The sequence below is a fragment of the Neobacillus sp. plas4 genome (assembly GCF_057221695.1).
The window spans coordinates 3249396-3273748 of sequence record NZ_CM170152.1 but is presented as its reverse complement, the minus strand read 5'-3'; the positions used below and the strand labels follow the sequence as shown (position 1 = coordinate 3273748).

The following is a 24353-nucleotide window of genomic DNA, read 5'->3' as shown; positions in this document are numbered from 1 at the left end:
TTTATTATTCTAGACCTTCAATCACAATTTCTTTTGCTGGAAGGAAGTCTTCCTCCGTATCCAAATAGGTGATGTTGACTTTATCACCTTCTTTTAGATAAATGACTAATGGTTCTTTTTCTGAGGATATGATATAGCTTTTCTTGTTGTCTAATAGGAAAGAAACCACGGTGAAATCGCCTGATTTTTCTTTATAAACCCGTAGAATTGTACCTGTTATTTTTTTTTCATCGGCTTTTGAACTGCCATCAACAGAACCGCCGCCTCGTTGCAGGGCTGTTTTATATTGTTTTAAAGCTTCGTTTGGTGTTACACCGAAAACGGATATTTCTGGATTCGCGGCTGAAACAATAAAATAGTTCTGTAAAAAGCCGTTCGAATCTAAAACAGGTGTCAACCAGCTAGCTTCACCATAGAAATTATAAATAACTGGCATTTCACCATGCCATTTCTTTTCAATAAACTTCTTTTCGATAATTTGTAAAGCACCCTGTGAGTCCATATAGGATTCTTCAGGATTTCCAGTATAGTAAGTAGCTTCACCTGTACGAGAGTTTGTAAGTGAGTAACCAAGCATGGAATCTACGCCTTCTTTAGGACTCGTGAAATCAGTGAAATATAACATTACCCCGTTTTGATCGAAAATCGGGCTTACATTTGCCTCAGTTCCTTCGTCAGAGGGGAGTTTTACATCTGATTTCCCAAAAAGACTATTCCAAAAGCCATGAATATAGTTTCCAAAATAGCTGTTTTGTAAGCTGACAATCTCAGGTGAAACGGCACCATCAATAAACTCAGGAACATCTGTTAAGGTGTATGACTTGGTATCCCCATTCTTCGAATCTACTACCACTACACCTTTAACATCAAATCCATTTCGGGCGGAAACAAATTCACCGTAAGAACGGATATAATATGGTATACCTTCATCATCAATTTCTAGTTGAACATCACCATAGAAAATGTGTTTGGGGAATTGCATACGAATATGACGCTCAATCGATTTATTGAAAAAGGAAGATGGTGTATAGACCATTGTGGAATTAATGAATTTCGGGTTCGCTGATGAATCCGTTGCACTTAAAGTAAAATAGCCAGGTGTTTCTTTGCCTTTCCACCATTTGAAGAATCCTGAAAATTCGACAGGTGCAATATAAACATATTCATCGTTCACCTTCTGGATTTGAAGGTTTCCTAGTTCGTAATAACTTGTATTCGGGACCTGGCCAAAAGCCTTTTTCATTTTATTTCGAGCAAATTCTGGTGGTACGCTGGCAGGTGTTTCTTTTTCGTCGAAGGTCTTAATTTCTACCTTCTGGTCCATCTTTGCAATTTCATATTTTTCATCTGCATTAAATAGGAAGGCAGTGAGAAAGTAAATTCCTAGAATCAAACTAACTGCAAAGAGTAGTGCTTTCACTTTCATTTCCATTCCAGTAGATATTAACGCGCCCAATGCAGTAATAATAATGGCATGAACCCATAGTGAAGAGAGGTTCATATCAAAATTCGTAAAATAATAGTAAGCAAAAACAGAAGGAATCAAAATCACTATTACTGCAATAATGGCTCTCGGAGTAAACTTTTTATCCTCTGAGGTACTTTTTTTATTATCTGTATTAATTGGACGAAAAAACGGAATAAGAACAAGAGCAGAAGCAATCGCAACAATCAGCGCAAACAAAAACATATTCCCCATAAAATAATCCCCTTTATCAAATATCTTTTTCCTAAGTCTATCTATATACGATTAAATAGGTCGAAAGTTTCAAAGTGAAAAAATTTGGTGACAGGCACCACTAATGTACATTTGTACGCCTGAGGTGGACAGTGAGTAAATTTTTATAATTATCATTCCGGTTTTTTATTCTACTACCAATTCATAGTGGAGCTTTTTCTGTAGAATACAATAGAAAAAGAAGAGCCATAAACGTAGTACACGTTAAGACTCTTCTTATTTACCATTCTCTAGGTTCATAATTAAGATCAGCGAATAATTGGTTCTTTTCTTTTTTAGTTAAGTCCCGCCATTGACCAACAGGCAGGTTTCCTAATTGAATGTTCATGATCCGAATTCTTTGGAGACGGACCACGGAATACCCAAGCGCCGAACACATCCTTCTAATTTGCCGATTTAACCCTTGTGTTAATGTGATGTTAAAAACATATTTAGATAACTGTTTCACCTTACATGGCAGTGTTTTCGTATCTAATATATGCACTCCTTCTGACATCTTTTTTAAGAAATCAGAATTAATTGGTTTATCTACGGTAACAATATATTCTTTCTCATGTTTTTTCTCGGCACGGAGAATTTCGTTGACGATATCTCCATCATTTGTTAGAAGTATTAATCCATCTGAATCTTTATCCAATCTGCCAATATGAAAAATCCGCAGTGGATGATTCACAAAATCTACAATATTTCCCTTAACGTGTTTTTCTGTTGTACTTGTGATTCCAACAGGTTTATTTAAAGCGATATAGACATTTGTTTTTGCTACCTTGATGGTTTCTCCATTTACACGAACCACGTCTCCAGGCTCAACTTGACTGCCCATTTTTGCAAGCTGCCCGTTAATCGTGACTCTGCCTTCTTCAATCCATTTATCAGCACCACGCCTTGATGTTTTTCCAGACTCGGCAATAAATTTATTTAATCGCAGGTTCAACACTTCCTTAATATGTTGGATTATGTTTTTAGAATACTTAACTACCAGCATAATTTCAAGGCAAGAATTTTTCATTGTTTACTCCCGCCAACTTTTTTTCATACCTATTACTAATTTCGAATAGGGGAAAAAGGTTTCTCTAGACCCACTAGATGTTTTTGTTCAATAATAAAGATAAGCAATAGAAGAAGGTGATAGGAATGATTGAGGAACAAGGATATTTGGATTTAAAAAAAGGGGAACGCGGGGCAATTATAAGTATCGTAGCTTATATTTGTTTATCAATCGTAAAATTAGCCATTGGTTACATGGCAAATTCAGAGGCATTGAAAGCGGATGGCTTGAACAATGTCACCGACATTATTGCTTCAGTGGCTGTTCTTATAGGACTAAAATTATCCCAGAGGCCGGCAGATGATGACCATCCCTATGGGCATTGGAAAGCGGAAACCGTAGCGTCAATGGTCGCATCTTTTATTATGATGGCTGTAGGTTTGAAAGTGGCTTATGAAGCGATTGTTAGTATTTTTTACGTGCAAAAGGATGTTCCTGATGTAATCTCTGCTTGGACGGGGCTGTTTTGTGCCTTCGTTATGTATTTTGTCTATCGGTACAATAAAAGATTAGCAACAGAAATAAACAGTCAATCTGTAATGGCTGCCGCAAAGGATAATTTATCCGATGCCTGGGTCAGTGTCGGCACCTTTATCGGTATTATTGGCGCGCAATTTGGTCTGCCATGGTTGGACCCCTTAGCAGCCATTATTGTAGGATTCCTAATTTGTAGAACCGCCTGGGACATTTTTAAAGAAACTTCACTCCATTTGACTGATGGCTTTGACGAAAAGCAAATAGAAGCATATAAAGAGACTATCCAGCATTGTACCGGAGTAAAAGGTGTAAAAGAAATAAAAGCTAGGAATTATGGTAATAACGTGGTAGTCGACGTTATCATCCTCGTTAATTCGACTTTAGATGTAAAAGGTGCACATGATATTGCCTCAAAAGTAGAAGACGAATTAATCGCTAGTCACAAGGTTTATGATGTTCACGTACATGTAGAGCCTAAATAGAATCATCGTAACGAAGGACAATATGTTATAATTTTCTGAAAAGGGGGATTATACAATGGATGATAAGGTAGTTCAAGCTATTCAAGATGAGTATCCAGATGATTTTGCATGGTGTTATGGATGTGGCAGGCTAAACAAAGAAGGTCATCATTTTCGGACAGGCTGGATTGGGGAGAAAACAGTCACTATTTATTCACCGGAAGCACAACACATCGCAGTTCCTGGTTTTGTTTATGGCGGTGTCATTGCAGCGCTTATTGATTGTCATGGAACAGGATCTGCCTCTTTAGCTTTACATAAAAAGAATGGCTATCTTCCAGGTGAGGCTGTCGAACCTCCACGGTTTGTAACTGCCTCTTTGAACGTTGACTTTGTCAAACCAACGCCGCACGGTGTACCTTTAAAGGCCATTGGTATTGTTCATGAGATACACCCTAAAAAATTTAGAGTAGAAACAGAAGTATATGCAGATCGTGTTCTTTGTGCCCGTGGCGAGGTCGTTGCAGTTGTCATGCCAAGTACGTTTGTTCAGCACAAATAAAACAGAAGGAATGGAGCCGGTTGATTGGCGCCATTCCTTTTTTTCTAGAGGTATTTTCTTCTTATTTTGTACACCGACATGTTAGTCCCATCCCAGCCTTTAGAGATAATGAAATTTCCACTTATCGACTCATAAAGTTTCACATCGTCGGGTTTAGATAGTTCACGGTTATTTTCTGGAATTTGTTCAATTGAATCGTTAATTACTGTTACTTTAGGGTGATGTTCAATGGAGTCCTCTTTTTCGATTATTTCAGGCATTTGTTCAAGTGATTCGTCTTTTATTGTCATTGCAGGGGAAATTTCTGTATCTTTATTTAGAGATTTCTTGTGACCCCAAAATTTTGATGAATCAAAAATTGATTGTCTGCTCTTTCTCTCATTTATTTGATTCATGTCTGCAGCTAAATCACTCATTGGTCGGCACCTCCTGTAGCTTTTTAAAGCAGCATCGAACTGCTTCTCCTCTAATTAGTAAAACAAACCTTGTTTTTACTAATTTACGTAAAACTACACAGGAATGCATAGGCAAACACTCAGGTCAAAAAAACTATTATTAAACTTTAAACCTATTACGAAGTAGCAAACATATGTCCACCTCAGGCGGACAAGTAGGTCGAAATGTCCACGAGTGGTGACAGGCACCGATTAAAAGGCACCAAATAGAGGGCACCGCATTAGTTTTGTTCTTCGGTATCTTCTAATTGTTGAAAGAATGATGTGGTGATTTGGTTTACCTGTTGGAGTTCTTTTTGCCATAGTGCTGCTGGATTGTTTTGTAAGGTTTGCAGGGCACTTTCGATTAGGAATTTTCTTGGTTCTCTGGTATGCATGATTTCTTCCTGAATGAAATCTAATAGTTCGAGATATTTTTCTTGTTCATTTATTTCTTGTATTTGTTTTGTTATGGAATTTCTCAATGGACCGGTAATTTTACAAAATTGATCTAACTGTTCCCGATTTTTTTTCTGAGCTCCAGGGAGCCATTTTTCCAAAAGTTCTGGCTCATGTAATTGCTCCCCGGTTTCTGTCACTTCGTGGACCATTTGTACCAAACGATTTACACTATATCTAACAACCTCACTAATATTCTCGCTAGAATTTGTCGCTACTCGATTGTAATGTAGATTATTCTGCAATAAACCTGTGAACATAATGGCACAATCTAATAGATATGGTTTATTTTGTTCCCCGAAGATATCGATAAACCGACCATACATCCACCGAAGCGACCTTAACCGACTGTGACTAATGTATTGTTTAAGGTCGACGTCATTCGAAGCCATAACTTCTTCATAAAGAGCAATTAATTTATTTTTCCTATTCGTAATCATTGCCATTTCCATTTGTTTAGCAAAAATCTCTATATCTGCAGGATTTTTACCGATTAACAATTCGTTTCGTTCCTTTTCAAGCTTTTTATAAACGGTCTTATAAATAGCAATTAATAATTCACTTTTGGAAGAGAAATACTTGTAAAAAGTTCCTTTAGAAATTCCGCTAAAATCTAATATATCCTGAATAGAAGTTGCTTGATATCCTTTTTCAATAAATAATTGATGGGCTTTATTAATGACATGTTGCTTTCGCTCGTTCATATTATCACCTATAATCCGAATTATACTAAGAGTATAAAAATATACTACATGATAAAGAGGGGGATTACAAACCCATTATTTTGTAGTATTTTTTGATTGCAAAAAATGAACTGGCGGTATATTATTAATTAGCATGAAACAGTGGTATAAAAAATTGTACAAAGAGTTTATAGGGGGTATTAACATGGGAAATGAAAAAAACGAGATAAAACGTCCCCCATATGGGATAATTTCGATTTTGATGATAGGGGCATTTATCACTTTTTTAAACAACACTTTACTTAATATAGCACTTCCTTCTATAATGGCGGATTTGAAGGTGGATGCTTCGACCGTACAATGGTTGACTACAGGCTTTATGTTGGTTAATGGGGTCTTAATTCCAACAACCGCATTCTTAATTCAAAAATATTCCGTACGAAATCTTTTCTTAGTAGCAATGGGCTTATTTACTGCAGGAACGATTCTAGCTGGCGTTGCCCATGTATTCCCAATATTACTCGCAGGCAGGATGACACAGGCAGCAGGTTCAGCGATCATGATGCCATTATTAATGAATGTTATGTTAGTAAGCTTCCCTATTGAAAAAAGGGGGGCAGCAATGGGGATATTTGGCTTAATCTTAATGGGGGCACCTGCAATTGGGCCTACGCTTTCTGGCTGGTTAATTGAGCACTATGACTGGAGAATGTTGTTCCACTTTGTAACGCCAATTGCGGCTATTGTTCTATTAATCGGTTTCTTTTTATTAAAAGATAAAAAAGAAAAAGTTAATATTCAACTTGATTTCATATCTGTTTTACTTACAAGCGTAGGATTTGGCGGCTTGCTTTATGGGTTCAGTTCAGCAGGCAAACAAGGCTGGGACAGTCCACAAGTTTATTTAACGATTGTTATTGGAGCTATTGCATTACTTATGTCCATCTTACGTCAACTTAAACAAGATCAACCTATGCTTAATTATAGGATATTTAAGTATCCAATGTTTGCCTTATCATCTGTGATTTCTATGGTACTTACAATGGCAATGTTTTCTGGGATGTTATTACTGCCGATTTACGTACAAACGATCCAAGGTATTTCACCAATGGATGCCGGGCTTATGATGCTGCCGGGAGCAATTATTATGTCGTTAATGTCACCTATTACAGGTAAGCTATTTGATAAATTTGGTGGACGTACGTTAGCAATAATTGGCTTAAGCATCACTGTTTACACTACTTATCTGTTCAGCCAATTATCATTTGATACGTCGTACATGCATTTACTTTTACTTTTTACATTACGTATGTTTGGAATGTCGATGGTCATGATGCCGGTTTCGACAAACGGATTAAATCAACTTCCTGCACGATTTTATCCCCATGGTACTGCTATGAATAATACGTTGCAGCAAGTCTCTGGTGCTATTGGTACAGCCTTATTGGTGACTATCATGTCAAACCGCACAGAGTCGAGAGCCATAGAACTTGGTGAATCTGCACGTTCAGCTTTGACTGAGCAGCCAACACAAGCTGCACTTGCAGAAATGCAGCAGCAAATTATGATGCAAGCTATGTTGGATGGTATAAATTTTGCCTTTTTTGTCTCAACCTTTATAGCAGCACTCGCACTTTTCCTAGCCTTCTTTATGAAGCGGGTAACACAAGCTTCAGATAAAATGGATGAAAACCCAGTTGAAAAAAAAGTTATAACTAAATTAGCAGAAAATTAATTTTAAAAAAGCAGCCTTGGCTGCTTTTTTATACTTTAAAGATATTTGCTTTTTTACTGGGAAACATTCTATAGTAAAAAGAAATGAATATTGGGAGGGCAACAGGATGGAAGTAAATTTTTCTAATGCTTATATTGAACGATGCAGTAAGGAAACAGAAACCATGATTGCAAATGAATCTTCTAGTTTTTTATATCAGCCAATTACCTATTTAAAAGAACATAAAAATGAATTTATTTATGTTGAATCTATTTTATTTGAAGAAATTGGTGTTGAGGGTATTTCCCTCGAGGTTGATGATGTTTTTGGTACATATGATGTTATGCTAGGCTTAAAACTTCAAAAAAAGTTTGATAATGTATTAAGAGAGCATTTAAATCACACTTTAGATGGGGAAAATTCAAAATTTGATTTAATGTTTAGTCAAGATGATGGCTTATGGGATTTGAATTTTGCCTTAAATTATGTCAAGGGGTTCCAAGAGGATATGTCTATTGAGGGTGCCTTTCAACTCATTCACCACTATTTATCCAATTTGGTGGAAGCCGTTAAAAAACCGACCAGCTAATTCAACTGATTGGTTTTTTTGAAGAAAAGCAAATAAAGTCCGAGAGAGTAAAGACTTTATTAAGGTTATCTTTTTATGTCGTATGGAGGGTTCGTTCATGAGTAATAAAAAAACGGCACTTGTTCTTGGAGCGACGGGTCTTATTGGAAAAGAACTAGTTAAAGTAATTAATGAAAATAATCAATATGAAAAAATACATTTATTGATTCGTAGACCTATTAAGGTTCAAAACGAAAAATGTGTTCAACATATTATTAATTTTGATGAACTACATAAATTTTCTGAACTATTTCACGTGACAGATGTATTTTGCTGTTTGGGCACCACAATAAAAAAAGCGAAGACAAAAGAAGCTTTTCGTAAGGTAGATTTTGAATATCCTGTTGAGGCAGCAACCTTAGCAAAAGAAAACGGCGCTGAAAAATTTCTAATTGTAACTGCCATGGGTGCTGATCCTAAGTCAGTATTCTTTTACAATCGTGTAAAAGGGGAAGTTGAGGATGCGCTTACTAAGATAAACCCACCCTCTCTGCATATTTTCAGACCTTCATTATTGTTGGGAGAGCGGGAGGAGTTTCGGTTTGGAGAAAAAATTGCAGAAAAAGCTAGTGGTGTACTGAACAAGTTAATGATAGGTCCGCTGCGTCCATACCGAGGGATTGAGGCAAAGAAAGTTGCTGCAGCAATGTCCCTGGCTGCTCAATCCAATACAAAAGGAAAGCATATCTTGCTTTCACATGAAATCGACCATATGACTCCTTCAATTGCGGAAATAATCAGGTAGGCAAGGACAATTTTTCTAGCAATCTCATTGTTTTTTTAGAATAGGCATGTGAATGGAAATAGCGGCGTAAACTTCAGTATGAGGAAAATAATACATCCTAATTTTAAAGGGTAAATAAGGAGGATGGATAATGGTTCATACTGGTCGCCCACAAGAAGAATTACTTGCACAGGATGATAAATATATTTGGCATTCCATGAAGCCGTATAATCCAGAGGCCACCATCGTGGCAATAAAGGCAGAGGGTTCGTGGGTAACCGCCGCCGATGGAAAGCGTTACTTAGATGGTATGGCTGGTTTATGGTGCGTTAATGTTGGCTACGGCCGACAAGAACTAGCAGAAGCTGCCTATGAACAGCTTAAAGAAATGGCTTATTTTCCACTGACACAGAGCCACGTACCAGCGATCAAGCTTGCAGAAAAACTTAATGAAATGTTGGGTGACGAATATGTCATCTTCTTTTCAAACAGCGGGTCAGAGGCGAATGAAACAGCATTTAAAATCGTACGTCAATACCATCAGCAAAAAGGCGAATATAATCGCTATAAAATTGTATCCCGCTACCGAGGCTACCATGGGAATTCGATGGCAGCACTTGCTGCAACCGGCCAAGCGCAAAGAAAATATAAGTATGAACCTCTTGCTCCAGGCTTTATACACGTGTCTCCACCGGATTCCTATCGAGATGATACGAACGTAACCGAACCTAAAGAACTGTCATCTGTGAAGGAAATTGATCGAACCATGACATGGGAGTTGAGTGAGACGATCGCTGCAATGATTATGGAACCTATTATTACAGGCGGTGGGATATTAGTGCCGCCAGAAGGTTACATGAAGGCAGCAAAAGAGGTTTGTGAAAAACATGGAGCACTCTTGATTGTAGATGAGGTGATTTGTGGTTTTGGACGCACAGGGAAACCTTTCGGCTTTATGCACGAGGATGTAAAGCCGGACATCATTACCATGGCAAAAGGAATTACAAGTGCATATTTACCACTATCTGCAACAGCGGTTCGGAAAGAAATATATGAATCTTTTAAAGGAACAGACGAATATGATTATTTTCGGCACATTAATACCTTTGGCGGTAACCCAGCAGCCTGCGCTTTGGCGTTAAAGAATCTAGAAATCTTAGAAAACGAGAACCTGTTTAACCGTTCACGGGACTTGGGGAACCAGGTGGTAAATGAATTGACCAGACTGCTCCAGGATCATCCATTTGTTGGCGACATTCGCGGCAAAGGGTTATTAATTGGAATTGAACTAGTAAAAGATAAGCAGACCAAGGTACCGTTAGATGTTTCATTGGTGAATCATGTGATTGCAGCCTGTAAACAGGAAGGACTATTAATTGGAAAAAACGGGGCAACAGTAGCGGGGTATAATAATGTATTGGCTTTATCGCCTCCATTAAATATTACACAGGAAGATATTGAATTTATTATTAAGACGCTCAGCGATTCAATAAAAAAAATAAAATAAGCGCACAAAAAAGTCCTGCGTGTTTTTTTAAAACACATAGGACTTTTTGTTTATTAATCTATTTAATTATAATAGGAATTCTCCCGTTTAGGAGAAATGCATCGCTTAAATGGTGTCTAAATTCTACCTGAGCAAAAGTGTTAATGGACCGTTCTGCTCTTATTAGTACATCTATTCGCTGCGCAGTGGACATTTCAATCGGTTTACCAGCTGGTATGGTATAAGGCTGGTTGTAGCGCCCAAAAGGAGGGACACCAAGCGCACGTCCATCAAGGGCGATTACGACAACATCCATTGGGAATGTTACTTTAATTTTTGTATAGGCTGCACAGAGTAACCGGATTAGGATGGTCTGATTTCTACGGGCATTTACTGAAATCTGCATTCCATCCACGCCGCTATTTAATGCAGCAGGGATGGTCAATCCAGGACGGATGGTAACGGTGCTGCCGACACGCCCTGGGAAATTAATGCCCGTAACGACAAAATAATCAGGATTATAATCGTGAAAGGCAAAGAAATCATCACTGCCACTATCATTTTCATGGAAATCATCATCTAGACCTGGTTGTTTTCCCATCTTTGGGAATGTCTGGTGTGCATGGTCCGCTTGTTCTCTCCAAACAGAATCAATGTCATCAATGACCCATAGGGCTTCTACATCATAAGGAACCGTCATGGCATGCGGGTCACCGCTTTCTAAATTTCCACCGACAAATCCCCGGAATTTAGGGTATTTTTCAAGATTGGCCGCGGTTCGGCGCGGATACCCTCCGACATTTTTCCCATCACTAGAGTCATAGGCATCAGGTGGTTCTACTATCAGGAATCCATATAACCCAAAGTCGAAATGTTGAATGGTACTTCGATGACAGTGATAGAAATAACTGCCGATATGATTAGGCTGCCATTGATAGGTATATTCCCCCAATTCCATGGAGGTGTGTCCGACTCCATCATTCATGGCAGTAGGCTCGATTCCATGCCAATGTACAGTATGTGCGGGCTGTCCATGTGCTTCAACATAACTATGAAAAACCACACCTCGTGGAACCCGGATGGTTGGCCCAGGGAACGTACCTGATGCAGTCTCAGGAACATCAGGAGTACTAATTAAAAAAAAGCCAAGTTTCCGACCATCCCACATTGGAAGATCTACTCCATGCATAAGGTGAAGTCGCTGGTTATTTGGGATACTCATCGTTGCTCCCTGTATTGTATCTGCTACAAATTTAGGAACTGGATTCGTTGGAATTAACAGTTCAGGTGTTGGGGGACTCTCTTGGGGGGGATCAAATGATTTAACCCATGATCCCTCATGACCCGCCACTGACCTTCGTAGAATCTTATAACCAGGTTTTGAAAAAGACATAGCATTACTCCTTTATTTATTACTTTAATTGTATGAGAACGTTTAATGCGCTCCATCATGTCCAGCTGCTGGACCGGTTATATAAGGTCCAGGAACATGTTTCGTTTGAGCACCGGGGAAGGTGCTGACACCCCCAGGAGTGTTCCGGTCTCCAATAAAATCTAACCCACTCATCATTCCCATCCCATAGTTTCCACCTTGAGCAGATTGACTTGTCTCTGAGTGGTCATGCATTGGGTAACAAATTGGAGATAATTGAACAGAAATATCAACATTTCCAGTTTTTGCGCCAATTTTAGGAAAGAAGGTATTCAATTCCTCTGTTGGGGGCCAGACAGGGTGTGCAACAGAACCTTTAATACCCGGATTTGCGACAGATATGAGCGGTTTATCAGCAAGACCGATCCCGCGCTCATTCGGTACATCTGGCGGCCTTGTAAATGGAACAGCCCATTCGATTATATCGAGTGGCTTGACCGTATAAGTATCTATCCAAACTGGATTCGTTTGTACAACACCATTTACCCCTGTTACATAGACGTGATTTGCATGTATGTGCAGCGAATGAAGTGAAAGACCAGCGTTAAGAATACGAACAACCGCTGGTTCACCAACCCTGTGACTTGGGGTAATCGTAGGATTGTGTGCCGCGAACCATCCAGATTGACCGTTAATTGTAAAAAAGTCTGGTTTCAGATTTAATCCATCTGACCTATACCGATCACTTTGGAATGACCTAATAAATTGCGCAGCAGGAAAGTCTCTTCCTGGCGGATAATTTCCGACCTGACCAAAAAGACGTGAACTAGCAGCATGGAGTACCCACACATACTGTCTAAAAGCAGGTGTATGAGTAGAATCATCACCCTGATCCCAAGCTAATCCAGGGAAGTGTGCAGTAGTACCAAAATCATCAAAAAGCTGCTGAACGGCAGGGGTAGGTGCTGCATACGGTGTGAATTTATGTCCAGGAACTGCTGCGTTTGGCATAACAATCAATGCACCATGAAGACCCATTATCCGGTTAACTGGCGCGTTTAAATTATCATAATATAAATAGGTCCCAGCTTTTGAAGCGATGAATTGGACCTGCTTAGTCGCTCCTGGTGCAATAGGACCGCTATTAACCATCCCTTGTATAAAAAATGCATGAGGTTCATCCAAACCATTGGTAATGGTAACTTTAATAACGCTTCCCTCTGTTGTATAAATATGCGGGCCCGGAATTTCTGCTGGGAAATTTTCCTCTTTGTACAACCAGAAGTAACATTGGGCCTTGTTAATTGAGTTGTGCGTAATCATATCTTTAATGGCGTCGGTTATCGTAAATTTGAGCTCTTGAACCTGTTTGACTGCAAGGAGTTGGTTATTTGAAACCCATGCCGGCAAGACACTTCCGACTACTAGTGCAGCCAAACCGCCTCCAGCATACTTAACAAAATCTCTTCGCTTCATTTTTACCTCCTTATATAGTCTAGAGAAAAGGTTTTCCAAGCAAATGGCCTATGTATATCCACTGGATTTCGAGTCTAACTTCAGGGATAACTGGTCCAAAGTCACAAACCGTTCTCGAAATTTTTGCGTTTTTACTAATATCAACCAATGCGGCTGGTACTAAATAACTATTCATTCCCTGGGATGAAAATTCCTTTCTTTCGACATTGGCGGGAGCCTTTTTTTTATCGAGTATATATTTATTTTTATGACAAATAATTTACTTTTTATAGGTAGAAAGACTTATCAATGAACAAATGGTTCATTACTATAATGTTATAACGAACAAGCACATCTGCTAAATAAGGTAATTGTCGGAATTTCTTTGTAGTGTAAAGTGTTTTAACTAACAATAAACATCCGAAGTTTATTATTTTTTGATTTATTTAGTAAAATAAATGATGGTATAGTAGATGTTTCATTACATAAGTAGCTTCTAAAGTAAAAGGATGGAAATAATGACAAAAACGAGTTCTTATATTAAAGAGTGGCAGCAGGCACTACAAAATGAAATTGTATTTTTAAAGAAATATGGGAGTAACAAATACCGAGTAACAAATGGCAGGCTGGTATCAAGTGATGGTTCGTTTACCTATTATTTTGACACTGCTTTCTCATTGAAAATTCCAGTAGGTTCCTCGATAACACTTGTTTGGGGTGGTCTTAAGCAGGGAGGACGTACCCTTTCCTCCGAAGGGAAAGGTATAATTATACAATTAGAACAAACATTAAGTGATTTAATCCCTGAGGCATATATTTATCACGATCCTTGGGAGCTCCTTGAACAGCTTATTGAGCGGTTAGAGGAGATTAGTAAAAGTAAGAAAAAACGAGTAAGAGTTCATCGATTAATGAATCCATCAATGCCTGCTAAGCATCCGATTGATAAGATAAAAAGCAATATTCATGAGGTGCTATTAAGGTCAAAGTACAATCCTGTTACCTTTGTGTGGGGACCACCAGGAACAGGGAAAACCTATACCCTTGCACGTGTTGCTGCTAATAAATATTTTCAAGACAAAACAGTCCTTATTCTTTCACACAGTAATCAAGCGGTGGATGTATTAATTAGTGAAATCTCAGCTTTTCTTAAAAAGAAGGAACGCTTTCGCGAGGGAGATGTGCTGCGTTACGGCTTTAATACAGCCGTAGCCGAAGGAACCCAGGAAGCCCTCACAACTAGTCAGCTATTACAAAAAAAAGAACCCAGTCTTGCTGAAGATAAAGACCGATTAATAGAAGAAAGAAAAAATATAAAACTGGATCTTGCTCGTTCCTTTAGTAGAAGGGACTCCAATCAACTATTGGAACTAGAGAAAAAAATTGCAAGAGTGCTTGAAAAAATTCGCCAAAAGGAAATGGAGTTTGTAAAGGCTGCGTTTGTGGTAGGATCAACACTTGCTAAAGCAGCTAGTGATCCTGCCATTTATGGAAAGGAATTTGATGTCGTCATTCTTGACGAAGCAAGTATGGCGTATGTGCCACAGGCGGCATTTGCAGCTTCTCTTGGAAAAAGAGTCATTATTTGCGGTGATTTTAAACAATTGCCGCCTATTGCCTCATCAAGAGACACACTTGTTACGAAGTGGATGAAAGAAGACATATTTCATCGAGCAGGTGTTGCAGATTGGGTAGAGTCGGGAAAACTTCATCCACATTTATTTTTATTAAAGGAACAGCGAAGAATGCACCCCGATATTTCTGCCTTTACCAATAGATACATTTATCATTCTTTAGTTGGTGATCATGACAGTGTACGGATGAGCAGAAATGCGATAGTAGAACAAGCACCTTTTCCAGGACGAGCTGCTATTCTGTTAGATACGAGTTATATGGGCGCATTTTGTTTGAATGAAAAAACGTCTAATTCTAGGTCCAATCTTTGGCAGGCACTGATTTCATTTCAATTAATTCATGAATCCTATTTAGGCGGCTCTAGGTCAATCGGATATGTGACACCCTACCGGGCACAAGCAAATATAGTGGATCTCTTGTTACAAGACTTATATGAAAAAGAACGGTTGTCAGCAGATATAATCTCTGCAACTGTACACCGTTTTCAAGGCAGTGAGAGGGATGTCATGATCTTTGATACAGTTGATTCCGATCCACAGGATCGCGTCGGAATGCTATTAACGGGAAAGGATAGCGAACGGCTTATTAATGTTGCCATTACGAGAACGAAGGGAAAATTCATTCATGTCTGTAATCATGCCTTTATCCGCAGGCATGTCTATAATAGGAAGACCCTAAGAATGCTTGTAGAACATCAAGAAAAACAGCAACAAAGTGTAAGGACGAAGGATATTGGAACCTGGATAAAAAATCAACTCCCTAGATTAATGTGGATCCATGCATTAAAGAAAGAACAGGTAATAAAGGATTTAAATCATGCTCGTTCTTCAATCGTTATGTCTTTACCTGTCCATATTCAGTTACCGGAGGATTTGAAATACTCGTTAGCTGGCCGTAATCTGTCCGTGGAGTTAACAGTTATTTCAGAGAAAGCATGGCCCGAATTAAAACCAAATATCTGGCAGGAAACAGGCTGGAATTGCCCTTTCATTATGATTGATCAGCAAATTTTATGGCTAGGTCAGCCGTTAGAGAGAGGAAAAGGAATTCAACCTCCCTATATTGCCGTTAGGTTAGACTCAGAAAAGATATGTGAGTATTTGAACGAACAGTTTTAATCAAATTAGTTCCAAATGGAAAATAAAATTTAAATTTTCAATCAACTAGCTTGACAATTCGTCGTTTTCTATAGATAATCAAATAAATTGGAAATCGAAAATGGTATGGGATTAGTAAACTTGGGAACGTGTTAGAGAATGAAACTCAAAGGCTGAAAGGTTTCTCACGGGAAAAAGATTGAACCTGCCCTATTAAGCTGCTTATGCAAACATAAGCCGTTCTCCCACGTTACGGGTTAAAGAGGATGCATTGCATCAATTAAGGTGGTACCGCGGAAACGATTTTTCCGTCCTTTTTTAAGGACAGAAAAATTGTTTTTTTATTTTTCAAAAGACAGGAGCAAGAGTAGGATGAAGAAACAACTCGTGGTAGTAAAAATTGGGAGCAGCTCGCTAACCACAGCCTCAGGGATCATATCCGAAGAGAAAATTCGGGATCATATCGAGGCCATTGCTTATTTAAAACAGCTAGGTCACGATGTCATCTTGATTTCTTCTGGTGCAGTAGCCGCAGGATTTGGAGCGTTAGGCTACCCAGCTAGGCCAAAGAGTTTAGCCGGAAAGCAAGCTGCTGCTGCAGTAGGACAGGGATTATTAATGCAGCATTATAATACAGCATTTAAAGATTTTGCTATTGTTCCTGCCCAAATTTTATTAACGAGGGAGGATTTTTATAGCCTTGAACGGTTTCATAACCTATTCAATACGATAACAGAGCTCCTTCAAAGAGGAGTTATACCGATTATCAATGAAAACGATTCAGTTGCAATTGAGGAATTGACTTTTGGTGACAATGATATGCTGTCAGCTCTCGTGAGTGGTTTTCTTCATGCAAATGCCTTAATTATTTTAACAGATATAAATGGGTTATATAATGGGAACCCGAAAGTGGTAAAGGATGCAAAGAAAATTGACTTTATTCCAAGAGTGACAGATGAGTTCCTTGAAGCTGCAGGAGACAGTGGTTCCTCTGTTGGAACTGGGGGAATGAAATCCAAGCTTCTAGCAGCGAAAAAAGCACTATCATTCGGTGTTAGTGTTTTTGTTGGAAGAGGTCAAGGGAAAGAGAAGCTTTCTCGTATACTAGAGGGCAGTGGGGATGGTACCTATATTGGAGGACCTTTCCAAACTCAAATGCAAAAGAAAAAGCAATGGATTGCTTTCCACTCCCAACCGGCGGGTGTAGTTGAAATTGATGCAGGAGCAGAAGATGCCATTCTCACAAACGGAAAGAGTCTTCTTCCTGTGGGGGTTACGAAGGTTATCGGTGATTTTAATGCGATGGATGTTGTCGAGGTTCACAATCAAAATGGTGAATTAATTGGTAAGGGACAAATCTATTATTCTTCCAAAAATTTACAAATGGTAAAAGGGTTACCTGGTGAGAAGACGAAAAATTTTTCAATAAATAAACGTGCGGAAGTGATTCATCGTAATAACTGGGTCAGTCTGCCAGAGGAGTGAAGTTGAATATGAGTGAATTACTAGAAAAAGCCCAAAAACTAAGGTCAGCATCTAAGGTACTTGCTATCTTATCAACTGAAGAGAAGAATGAAGCTTTATTGAAGATGGCTGACGCCTTATTAAGTGAAAAAGAGTTCATTTTAAATGAAAATAAAAAAGACATTCGAGCAGGTGAAGAAAAAGGTTTCATTCCATCTTTATTGGACAGGTTAATGCTTACCGAGGAGAGGATTGAACAAATTGTTGAGGGGATTCGCCAGTTAGTCAAACTTGAGGATCCAATTGGTGAAATCATTGAAGCGTGGGAGCGCCCAAATGGTTTACAGATTCATACTGTTCGCGTTCCACTTGGTGTGATTGGCATGGTATATGAGGCTCGTCCGAATGTCACTGTAGATGCTGGAAGTCTTTGTTTAAAAGCCGGAAATGCTGTTCTATTAAGAGGCAGTACCTCTGCTCTTCATTCTAATAAAGCACTTGTACATGTTATGCGTGAGGCTCTTAGAGATAGTAAAATACCAGCAGATGCCGTACAGCTTCTTGAGGATACGAGCAGGGAGACAGCTTCACAAATGTTTAAACTGAATCAATATTTAGATGTGCTGATCCCCCGCGGCGGCGCTGGATTAATTCAGTCCGTTATCGAAAATGCAACCGTACCAGTTCTCGAAACAGGTGTTGGTAATTGTCATGTATTCATAGATGAAACAGCAGAAAAGAAAATGGGTATTGAAATTGCCTTAAATGCAAAATTACATCGACCATCAGTATGTAATGCCGCTGAAACTTTGTTGATTCATAAGAATTGGCCTTATGTTTCTGAGGTCATGCATGCATTACAGGATCAGGGAGTTGAGCTAAGAGGCGATGAATTGTTGTCTTTAGAGTATTCTTTTATCAAGGTAGCTTCTGAAAAAGATTGGTATACTGAATTTCTAGCACCTATACTATCGGTGAAACTAGTTAACGACGTAAAGGAAGCAATTGATCATATCGATCAATATGGCACCAAACACTCTGAAGCCATTATCAGTGAGAATAACGAAAATGTCCGGATTTTCTTCCAGGCTGTGGATGCAGCTGTTGTTTATCATAATGCTTCTACCCGTTTTACGGATGGTGAGCAATTTGGCTACGGTGCTGAAATAGGTATAAGTACACAAAAATTACATGCTCGTGGACCAATGGGGCTGAAGGCAATAACGACCTCAAAAGCGATTGTTCAAGGAACAGGGCAGATTCGTTCTTAATTTATATACTAAAAGTGTGTGAGGACAAGCAATTTCTTGTTCTCATTTTTTTACGTTATTTAAGTGAGTGTCCCAAAAAGTAAAGGTATCTGTTATAATAGTATACAAACATACATTCTCATATGGAAGCAGGTGATATTCTTGACAAATACCATTCAAATAGCGGTTAGATCGCTGGTGGAACATGTATATAGCAGTGGCAGTATAGATTCAAAATTCCGGTCACAGTCCACGCTTTTAGATGGAACGAGAATTCACCAAAAAATCCAAAAAACATATCAAGAATCGGATCAAAAGGAAGTCTATCTTCGAACTGACTATTCTTTTAAAGACCTGATTTTTACGATTGATGGAAGGTGCGATGGATTATTATTTCGTGACGAAGAGGTAACTATTGACGAAATAAAATCTACTTCCCAGCCGTTAGAGCAACTTGAAGGTGATGGTCATCTAGTCCATTGGGCTCAAGCTAAAATGTACGCCTACATTTATGCTAAGTACCAACAGATACAGGAGATTTTTGTACAATTGACCTATGTACAAGTGGAAACCGATGAGAAAAAATATATAAGGAAAAGTTTTACCTATAAAGAACTAGAGGTTTTTGTTCATGAGGTGGTAGAAAACTATTATCCCTATGCAAAATTACTATATGATCATCGAAAAGAAAGAAATGAAAGCAGCAAACAATTAGAATTTCCGTTTGAAACATACCGCGCCGGCCAAAGGAGACTAGCTGGTGTGGTATATAAGACCATATCAGAGGAGAAAAGTTTGTTTGTTAAAGCTCCAACCGGTATCGGAAAAACAATCTCTACCCTTTTCCCGGCTGTGAAAGCGTTTGGAGAAGGATACCTAAATCGGATTTTTTATCTTACCGCAAAAACGATAACGAGGACTACGGCCGAAGATGCAGCTTCCAAAATGCGTTCCTGCGGTCTTTGTTTGAAGTCGGTTACGATTACAGCTAAGGATAAGGTTTGTTTTAAGGAAGAAACAAAATGTCAGAAGGAGTATTGTGAGTTTGCGAATGGTTATTATGATCGTGTAAATGGAGCTATTTTAGATATAGTGGCTAATGAATACTGTATGAATCGTGAAGTGATCGAAAAATATGCCCGCAAACATACCATATGTCCTTTTGAGTTTTCGATTGATCTTGCTTATGTAGCCGACACCATCATTTGTGATTACAATTATATTTTTGACCCTCGGGTATCGTTAAAGCGATTGTTTGAGGAGCAAAAGAAGACTACACTTTTACTAATCGATGAGGCGCATAATCTTGTTGACCGCGGACGAGAGATGTTTTCTGCAGCGCTAAACAAAGATCCTTTTCTTCAATTGAAAAAGGAGTTTAAAGGTGTCGACAAAGTGATTTATGAGAGTGCTGCTAAAATAAATGCATGGTTTATATCTTTGAAAAAGGAAACAGTAGAGCAAAATGAATTTACCTTGGAGGTGCTAGATGAAGAATTGATATTGCTTTTAACCCAATTTATTGAAGGGGCCGAATCTTTTCTTCATAAAGATTCCTCTCCAAATCTGCTGGAACTATACTTTAAGGTAAATGCCTTCCTGAAAATACACGATTTACTTGATGATCACTTTATAATCTATGGTGAGAAAATTAAGAATGATATATCCCTTAAGCTGTTTTGTATCGACCCATCAAAACTGCTTCAAAAAATGGGAAAGGGCTACCGCTCAAAAGTATTTTTTTCAGCCACTCTTTCTCCACTGCCCTATTATCAGGATATTCTTGGCGGCAAAGAGGAGGACTATTTGCTGTCTATACCATCTCCATTTAAAGAGGAACAAACAGATATTTTTATCAAACCGCTGTCAACCAGATATCGGGATCGTGAAAGTACAAAGGAGAAAATCGTTACATTGGTTCATTCCTTGATTCAAAATCGGCCTGGAAACTATTTAATCTTTTTCCCTTCCTATCACTATTTACTTACGGTATATGATTTGTTTGTAAACGAATTTCCGAAGGTTAGGACCTTGCTTCAGGGTGCAGGTATGTCAGAATTGGAGAGAGAAGAATTCTTGGAGCAATTCAAACCGAGTCAAAATGAAACGTTAATAGGTTTTGCTGTGCTAGGCGGTGTTTTTTCAGAAGGTGTTGATTTAAAGGGTGACCGCTTAAATGGTGTCGTTGTGATAGGAGTAGGGCTTCCGCAGCTGTGCTATGAAAGAAATCTGATTAAAGATCATTTTACTATGAAGGATAAAAACGGCTATGATTACGCCTATGTGTATCCCGGTATGAATAAGGTTTTACAAGCAGGCGGCAGATTAATACGGTCAGAAGAGGATCACGGGACGATTGTACTCGTAGATGATCGATTTTTGCACCGACAGTATCAAAGTCTCCTTCCGCTAGAATGGAGAAATTTCATCGTCATTTAAATTAGATTGAATGGTCTAATCTGATGGTAGTTTGACTAATTACTCTAAAATCAATAAAATTAGATAATATAATCTAATTTTTGAGGAGGGGTATGGTATGAACCATCCTATTTCAATTTTTATACTTGATGTTAGCAACTCTTCATCTTCTGATAAGGGTGAGGAGTTAACAAATTACTTAGATGAAATGGTTAACTGGATTCATGATTGGACTGAGTGTATAGAACATTGCAAAGTGAAGCATCGAGCAGGCGATGAAATTATCTTCGTTGGTTATGGGTATTCGACTGCCTATATTCTTGCATTTTTTATTAGCAGGATATGGAAATTCAAAGACCATACGCCATACTTTGGTTTGTCTTTTGGTGATAGTGATAAAGAGTTAGAGGAAGTCGATATTGAAAAGTGGATTCACCCATTAATAAAGCAGGCAAGGTATGCCAATGATTTATTGAAACAGGAACAGGAAAGACCGCTATTTAAATTTGAGCTTGATCAATTTAATCAAAATACTTCGTTTTTTCCATATAATCAGTTTCGAAATGAGTTTGAGGTTTTAATCAATTCCTTACTACGTTTACAGATGAGTATGATGAAAGAACAAACCCTTATTCAGGAACAGGTTTTTACCTATTACTTCATATTGGAGCAGCAAAAAGCGGTAGCCGTTTTGCTTGGAAAAACTGCACCGACCATCTCAAGTCATTATAAAAAAGGGAAATCGGAAGAAATCATAAAGGTTTTTACTGAATTGGTCACAATTCTAAATTCGCTGCAGGAAAAATCTTATAAGGATAAACTTGAAAAAACGAATAGTGAATCTTTGATGGATTCCATTCGAAAACATTTGAAAGTAAATCATATTAAGTAATTACCTGATTGAGAGGAGTATCCATGCTATTATTATGCCTTATTCTCGCCCATCTCATTGCTGATTTTTATTTACAGACTGATGAAATGGTCGTAGATAAGATGAAAAATATTAAGAAACATATCGGACACCATTTTCTTGTAAATATACTTGTGCTGACTGTTTTTTACCTTTTTTCTTTTAAAGAAATGGGTGTTTATTCTGGCCTTATTTTCCCGTTGCTCTTTATTGTGAGCAGCCATTTTATTATCGATATCCTGAAAATAAAGCTCCTTGATACTATAAAAATAAGCAATGAAGAAAACTTAAAAAGAGCCAGTTTCTTCATTATTGATCAGATGGTACATATTGTATTGATTCTACTTGCAGGACAGTTGTTTTTAGGAGTTAAGCTTTCAGGCATCTCTGATTTTTTTCTAAATGGGAAAGAATTAGGAACTGTAAACTCGGTTTTGTTTATAGGCATTGTTATTATTCTTGCAACAAGTGTAAGCGGGCACATGATAAAGATCCTTTTAGGCTCACTGCCTAATCAGCTTTTAACCTTTGAAGGAAAATATACATTTAAAAATGAACGGCATGAAGCTGACTATGCAAAGAATCATACCGGTAATAGAGCATTGACCGAGGAATACAATTATACGATTTTTAGCAAACATGATCTCTCCCGGGGGAGATTAATTGGATATATTGAGAGATTACTAGTCTTAGTGTTAACTTTTTACAGCGCTTATCCAGCGATTGGATTTATCGTTGCTGCTAAATCAATTGCACGTTTCAAACAAATGGATGACCGGAACTGGGCAGAGTATTTTCTATTGGGTACTCTTACATCCATGTTCATTGGAATAACACTTGGGATTCTGCTAAGGGAAGTGTTGACATAGACACCATTGATTGAAATAACAGTGGTGTTTTTTTTGTGGTTTGTATTTAATATGTCATAATAAGAAAGAGGAGGGATGTATGATGCGTTTAAAAGGTAAGAAAGTAGTTAGTCTTGTCCATCATGAATTTGAAGATCTTGAATTATGGTACCCCATTCTAAGACTAAGAGAAGAAGGGGCAGTTGTTCATTTAGCGGGTGAGAAGGCTGAGGAAGAGTACATAGGAAAATATGGAGTGCCAGCAAAATCTGATTACTCCTATAGCGATATTAAAGGTGAGAATTATGATGCCATTTTGGTGCCGGGCGGCTGGGCTCCAGATAAGATACGCCGCTTTCCGGAAGTCCTCTCCCTGCTTCAACATTTCGAAGAAAATCAAAAGCCAATTGGGCAGATCTGCCATGCTGGCTGGGTCCTAATTTCTGCAAAGATTTTGCAGGGGAAGAAAGTCACGAGTACACCTGGAATTAAGGATGATATGGAAAATGCTGGTGCGACTTGGTATGATGAACCGGTTGTTGTCGACGGGCACCTTGTTTCAAGCAGACGCCCGCCAGATCTTCCAGACTATATGCGAGAGTTTATAAAAGTAATTGAGCAAAAATAAGTTGCTAGTCAGTATAATTTGCGGCTTATTGAGAAATACTTTTTGATTAGGACTAAATTTTTTTATGTGAGGAGAATGTAACATGGCGAATATTGAAGTAGGCGAAGTATTTACAATTAGTGATGAGAACGAGCAAGAGCAGGAAGTAGAGGTTCTGGCTTCTATCAATATAGAAGGTACTAATTATGTTGCGGTAGGTTTTGTTGAAGATATTCAAGAGGAAACCGAAGAGGATATTGATATTTTCTTCTTAAAAGTAGATGAAGATGGAGACTTTTCAGCAATCGAAAGTGATGAAGAGTTTGATAAAGTGTCGGCTGCTTTTGAAGAGATTATGGATGAGGAAGAGGAATAGATTCAAAAAAGCTGGCAATTGCCAGCTTTTTACATTCGTTAAATTTTACATCGGAGTAAATCCTACAAAAGTTCCATTGATGAAGACATACATATTAATTACTCCATTTTGATCGATAAATGGAACGCCCACCATTGTTACTCCTTCTGCAGGTAAAACTACCTCTATACTTTTTGCTCCATTCCAGCGGTATCCAGTGTTTATTAATTCCAATTTTTTAACCTTAAACGCATCACTGCTTAGAAAAGCAGCAACAATTTTATTTCTTTCAGAACCAGTAAGGGGTACTAGGCTATGACATGCACAATCATCTCCTGGTTCTTCTGCCTGTACAGGAGTCCCTGGGGCAGCAAACATCAATAAAACAATTAAACTACTTAATAAAAGGGTTACTATTTTCTTCATTCACTTTCCTCCTTCTTTTGGTCTAGTTATATATTCCTTTATTTCTCGACATTTTCCTGCAAACATTTTGAATAAATTGCGACAATTATAGGAAATCTTGTT

The 24353-nt window shown here is 38.3% G+C and carries 21 protein-coding genes; 14 read left to right on the top strand and 7 right to left on the bottom strand.

Going from position 1 to position 24353, the window contains the following annotated elements:
• Positions 1-4: 4 nt before the first annotated feature.
• Both AC2TFD_RS16255 and rluF read right to left on the bottom strand, forming a co-directional pair.
• Positions 5-1699 carry a hypothetical protein gene (locus tag AC2TFD_RS16255; RefSeq protein WP_484673577.1) on the bottom strand — a complete coding sequence of 565 codons (1695 nt, stop codon included), beginning with the start codon at positions 1697-1699 and terminating at the stop codon, positions 5-7.
• Between the two features lie 259 nt (positions 1700-1958).
• On the bottom strand, positions 1959-2723 hold the full coding sequence (gene rluF, locus AC2TFD_RS16250) for a 23S rRNA pseudouridine(2604) synthase RluF (RefSeq protein ID WP_335515017.1): 765 nt from the start codon (positions 2721-2723) through the stop codon (positions 1959-1961).
• A 152-nt stretch (positions 2724-2875) separates the two neighbouring features.
• Here rluF and AC2TFD_RS16245 point away from each other — a divergent pair, with 152 nt between their 5' ends.
• Together AC2TFD_RS16245 and AC2TFD_RS16240 are read left to right on the top strand one after the other, a co-directional pair.
• Positions 2876-3745, top strand: a complete 870-nt coding sequence (locus tag AC2TFD_RS16245; protein ID WP_484676331.1) for a cation diffusion facilitator family transporter — start codon at positions 2876-2878, stop codon at positions 3743-3745.
• 55 nt (positions 3746-3800) lie between these two features.
• Positions 3801-4286 (top strand): PaaI family thioesterase, encoded by a 486-nt coding sequence (locus AC2TFD_RS16240; RefSeq protein WP_335515010.1) that lies wholly within the window; start codon positions 3801-3803, stop codon positions 4284-4286.
• 44 nt (positions 4287-4330) lie between these two features.
• On the opposite strand, the gene AC2TFD_RS16235 is transcribed toward AC2TFD_RS16240, so the two are convergent.
• Together AC2TFD_RS16235 and AC2TFD_RS16230 are read right to left on the bottom strand one after the other, a co-directional pair.
• On the bottom strand, positions 4331-4702 hold the full coding sequence (locus AC2TFD_RS16235; RefSeq protein WP_335515008.1) for a hypothetical protein: 372 nt from the start codon (positions 4700-4702) through the stop codon (positions 4331-4333).
• A 260-nt stretch (positions 4703-4962) separates the two neighbouring features.
• A complete protein-coding gene (locus tag AC2TFD_RS16230; protein ID WP_335569353.1) occupies positions 4963-5883 on the bottom strand; it encodes a TetR/AcrR family transcriptional regulator in 921 nt (306 codons plus the stop codon).
• A gap of 184 nt (positions 5884-6067) precedes the next feature.
• Between AC2TFD_RS16230 and AC2TFD_RS16225 the strand changes: the two genes are divergently transcribed.
• The 4 genes from AC2TFD_RS16225 (at position 6068) to AC2TFD_RS16210 (ending at position 10435) form a co-directional block, all read left to right on the top strand.
• A complete protein-coding gene (locus AC2TFD_RS16225) occupies positions 6068-7597 on the top strand; it encodes a DHA2 family efflux MFS transporter permease subunit (RefSeq protein WP_335569354.1) in 1530 nt (509 codons plus the stop codon).
• 106 nt (positions 7598-7703) lie between these two features.
• Entirely contained in the window at positions 7704-8165 is a 462-nt protein-coding gene (locus AC2TFD_RS16220; protein WP_484673576.1) for a branched-chain amino acid aminotransferase, read from the top strand.
• Positions 8166-8262: 97 nt separating this feature from the next.
• On the top strand, positions 8263-8949 hold the full coding sequence (locus AC2TFD_RS16215) for an oxidoreductase (protein WP_335514998.1): 687 nt from the start codon (positions 8263-8265) through the stop codon (positions 8947-8949).
• A 130-nt stretch (positions 8950-9079) separates the two neighbouring features.
• Positions 9080-10435, top strand: coding sequence for an aspartate aminotransferase family protein (locus AC2TFD_RS16210; protein ID WP_335569356.1), 1356 nt, complete (start codon positions 9080-9082; stop codon positions 10433-10435).
• A gap of 58 nt (positions 10436-10493) precedes the next feature.
• Here the strand turns inward: AC2TFD_RS16210 and AC2TFD_RS16205 are convergent, their stop codons facing one another.
• Together AC2TFD_RS16205 and AC2TFD_RS16200 are read right to left on the bottom strand one after the other, a co-directional pair.
• Positions 10494-11807, bottom strand: a complete 1314-nt coding sequence (locus tag AC2TFD_RS16205; protein WP_335569357.1) for a multicopper oxidase domain-containing protein — start codon at positions 11805-11807, stop codon at positions 10494-10496.
• 42 nt (positions 11808-11849) lie between these two features.
• Entirely contained in the window at positions 11850-13262 is a 1413-nt protein-coding gene (locus AC2TFD_RS16200; protein ID WP_335569358.1) for a multicopper oxidase domain-containing protein, read from the bottom strand.
• A 497-nt stretch (positions 13263-13759) separates the two neighbouring features.
• On the opposite strand from AC2TFD_RS16200, the gene AC2TFD_RS16195 reads away from it, so the two are divergent.
• From AC2TFD_RS16195 to AC2TFD_RS16160, 8 genes are all read left to right on the top strand, one after another.
• Positions 13760-15994 carry a DEAD/DEAH box helicase gene (locus AC2TFD_RS16195; protein WP_335520106.1) on the top strand — a complete coding sequence of 745 codons (2235 nt, stop codon included), beginning with the start codon at positions 13760-13762 and terminating at the stop codon, positions 15992-15994.
• Between the two features lie 351 nt (positions 15995-16345).
• Positions 16346-17458: a glutamate 5-kinase gene (proB, locus tag AC2TFD_RS16190; protein ID WP_335520102.1), complete on the top strand. Its 1113-nt coding sequence runs from the start codon at positions 16346-16348 to the stop codon at positions 17456-17458.
• 8 nt (positions 17459-17466) lie between these two features.
• A complete protein-coding gene (locus tag AC2TFD_RS16185) occupies positions 17467-18708 on the top strand; it encodes a glutamate-5-semialdehyde dehydrogenase (RefSeq protein ID WP_335520099.1) in 1242 nt (413 codons plus the stop codon).
• Between the two features lie 141 nt (positions 18709-18849).
• A complete protein-coding gene (locus AC2TFD_RS16180) occupies positions 18850-21126 on the top strand; it encodes an ATP-dependent DNA helicase (protein ID WP_335520096.1) in 2277 nt (758 codons plus the stop codon).
• A gap of 97 nt (positions 21127-21223) precedes the next feature.
• Positions 21224-21997 (top strand): hypothetical protein, encoded by a 774-nt coding sequence (locus AC2TFD_RS16175; protein ID WP_335520094.1) that lies wholly within the window; start codon positions 21224-21226, stop codon positions 21995-21997.
• Between the two features lie 23 nt (positions 21998-22020).
• Positions 22021-22884 carry a DUF3307 domain-containing protein gene (locus AC2TFD_RS16170; protein ID WP_335520092.1) on the top strand — a complete coding sequence of 288 codons (864 nt, stop codon included), beginning with the start codon at positions 22021-22023 and terminating at the stop codon, positions 22882-22884.
• Between the two features lie 82 nt (positions 22885-22966).
• Positions 22967-23491, top strand: a complete 525-nt coding sequence (locus AC2TFD_RS16165) for a type 1 glutamine amidotransferase domain-containing protein (RefSeq protein WP_335520090.1) — start codon at positions 22967-22969, stop codon at positions 23489-23491.
• Positions 23492-23573: 82 nt separating this feature from the next.
• Complete coding sequence (locus tag AC2TFD_RS16160; protein ID WP_484673575.1) at positions 23574-23846, top strand: DUF1292 domain-containing protein; 273 nt, start codon at positions 23574-23576, stop codon at positions 23844-23846.
• A gap of 45 nt (positions 23847-23891) precedes the next feature.
• Here AC2TFD_RS16160 and AC2TFD_RS16155 read toward each other — a convergent pair whose 3' ends face one another.
• The gene (locus AC2TFD_RS16155; RefSeq protein WP_484673574.1) at positions 23892-24251 is read right to left on the bottom strand and encodes a hypothetical protein; all 360 of its coding nucleotides are present in this window, start codon (positions 24249-24251) and stop codon (positions 23892-23894) included.
• Between the last annotated feature and the right edge of the window lie 102 nt (positions 24252-24353).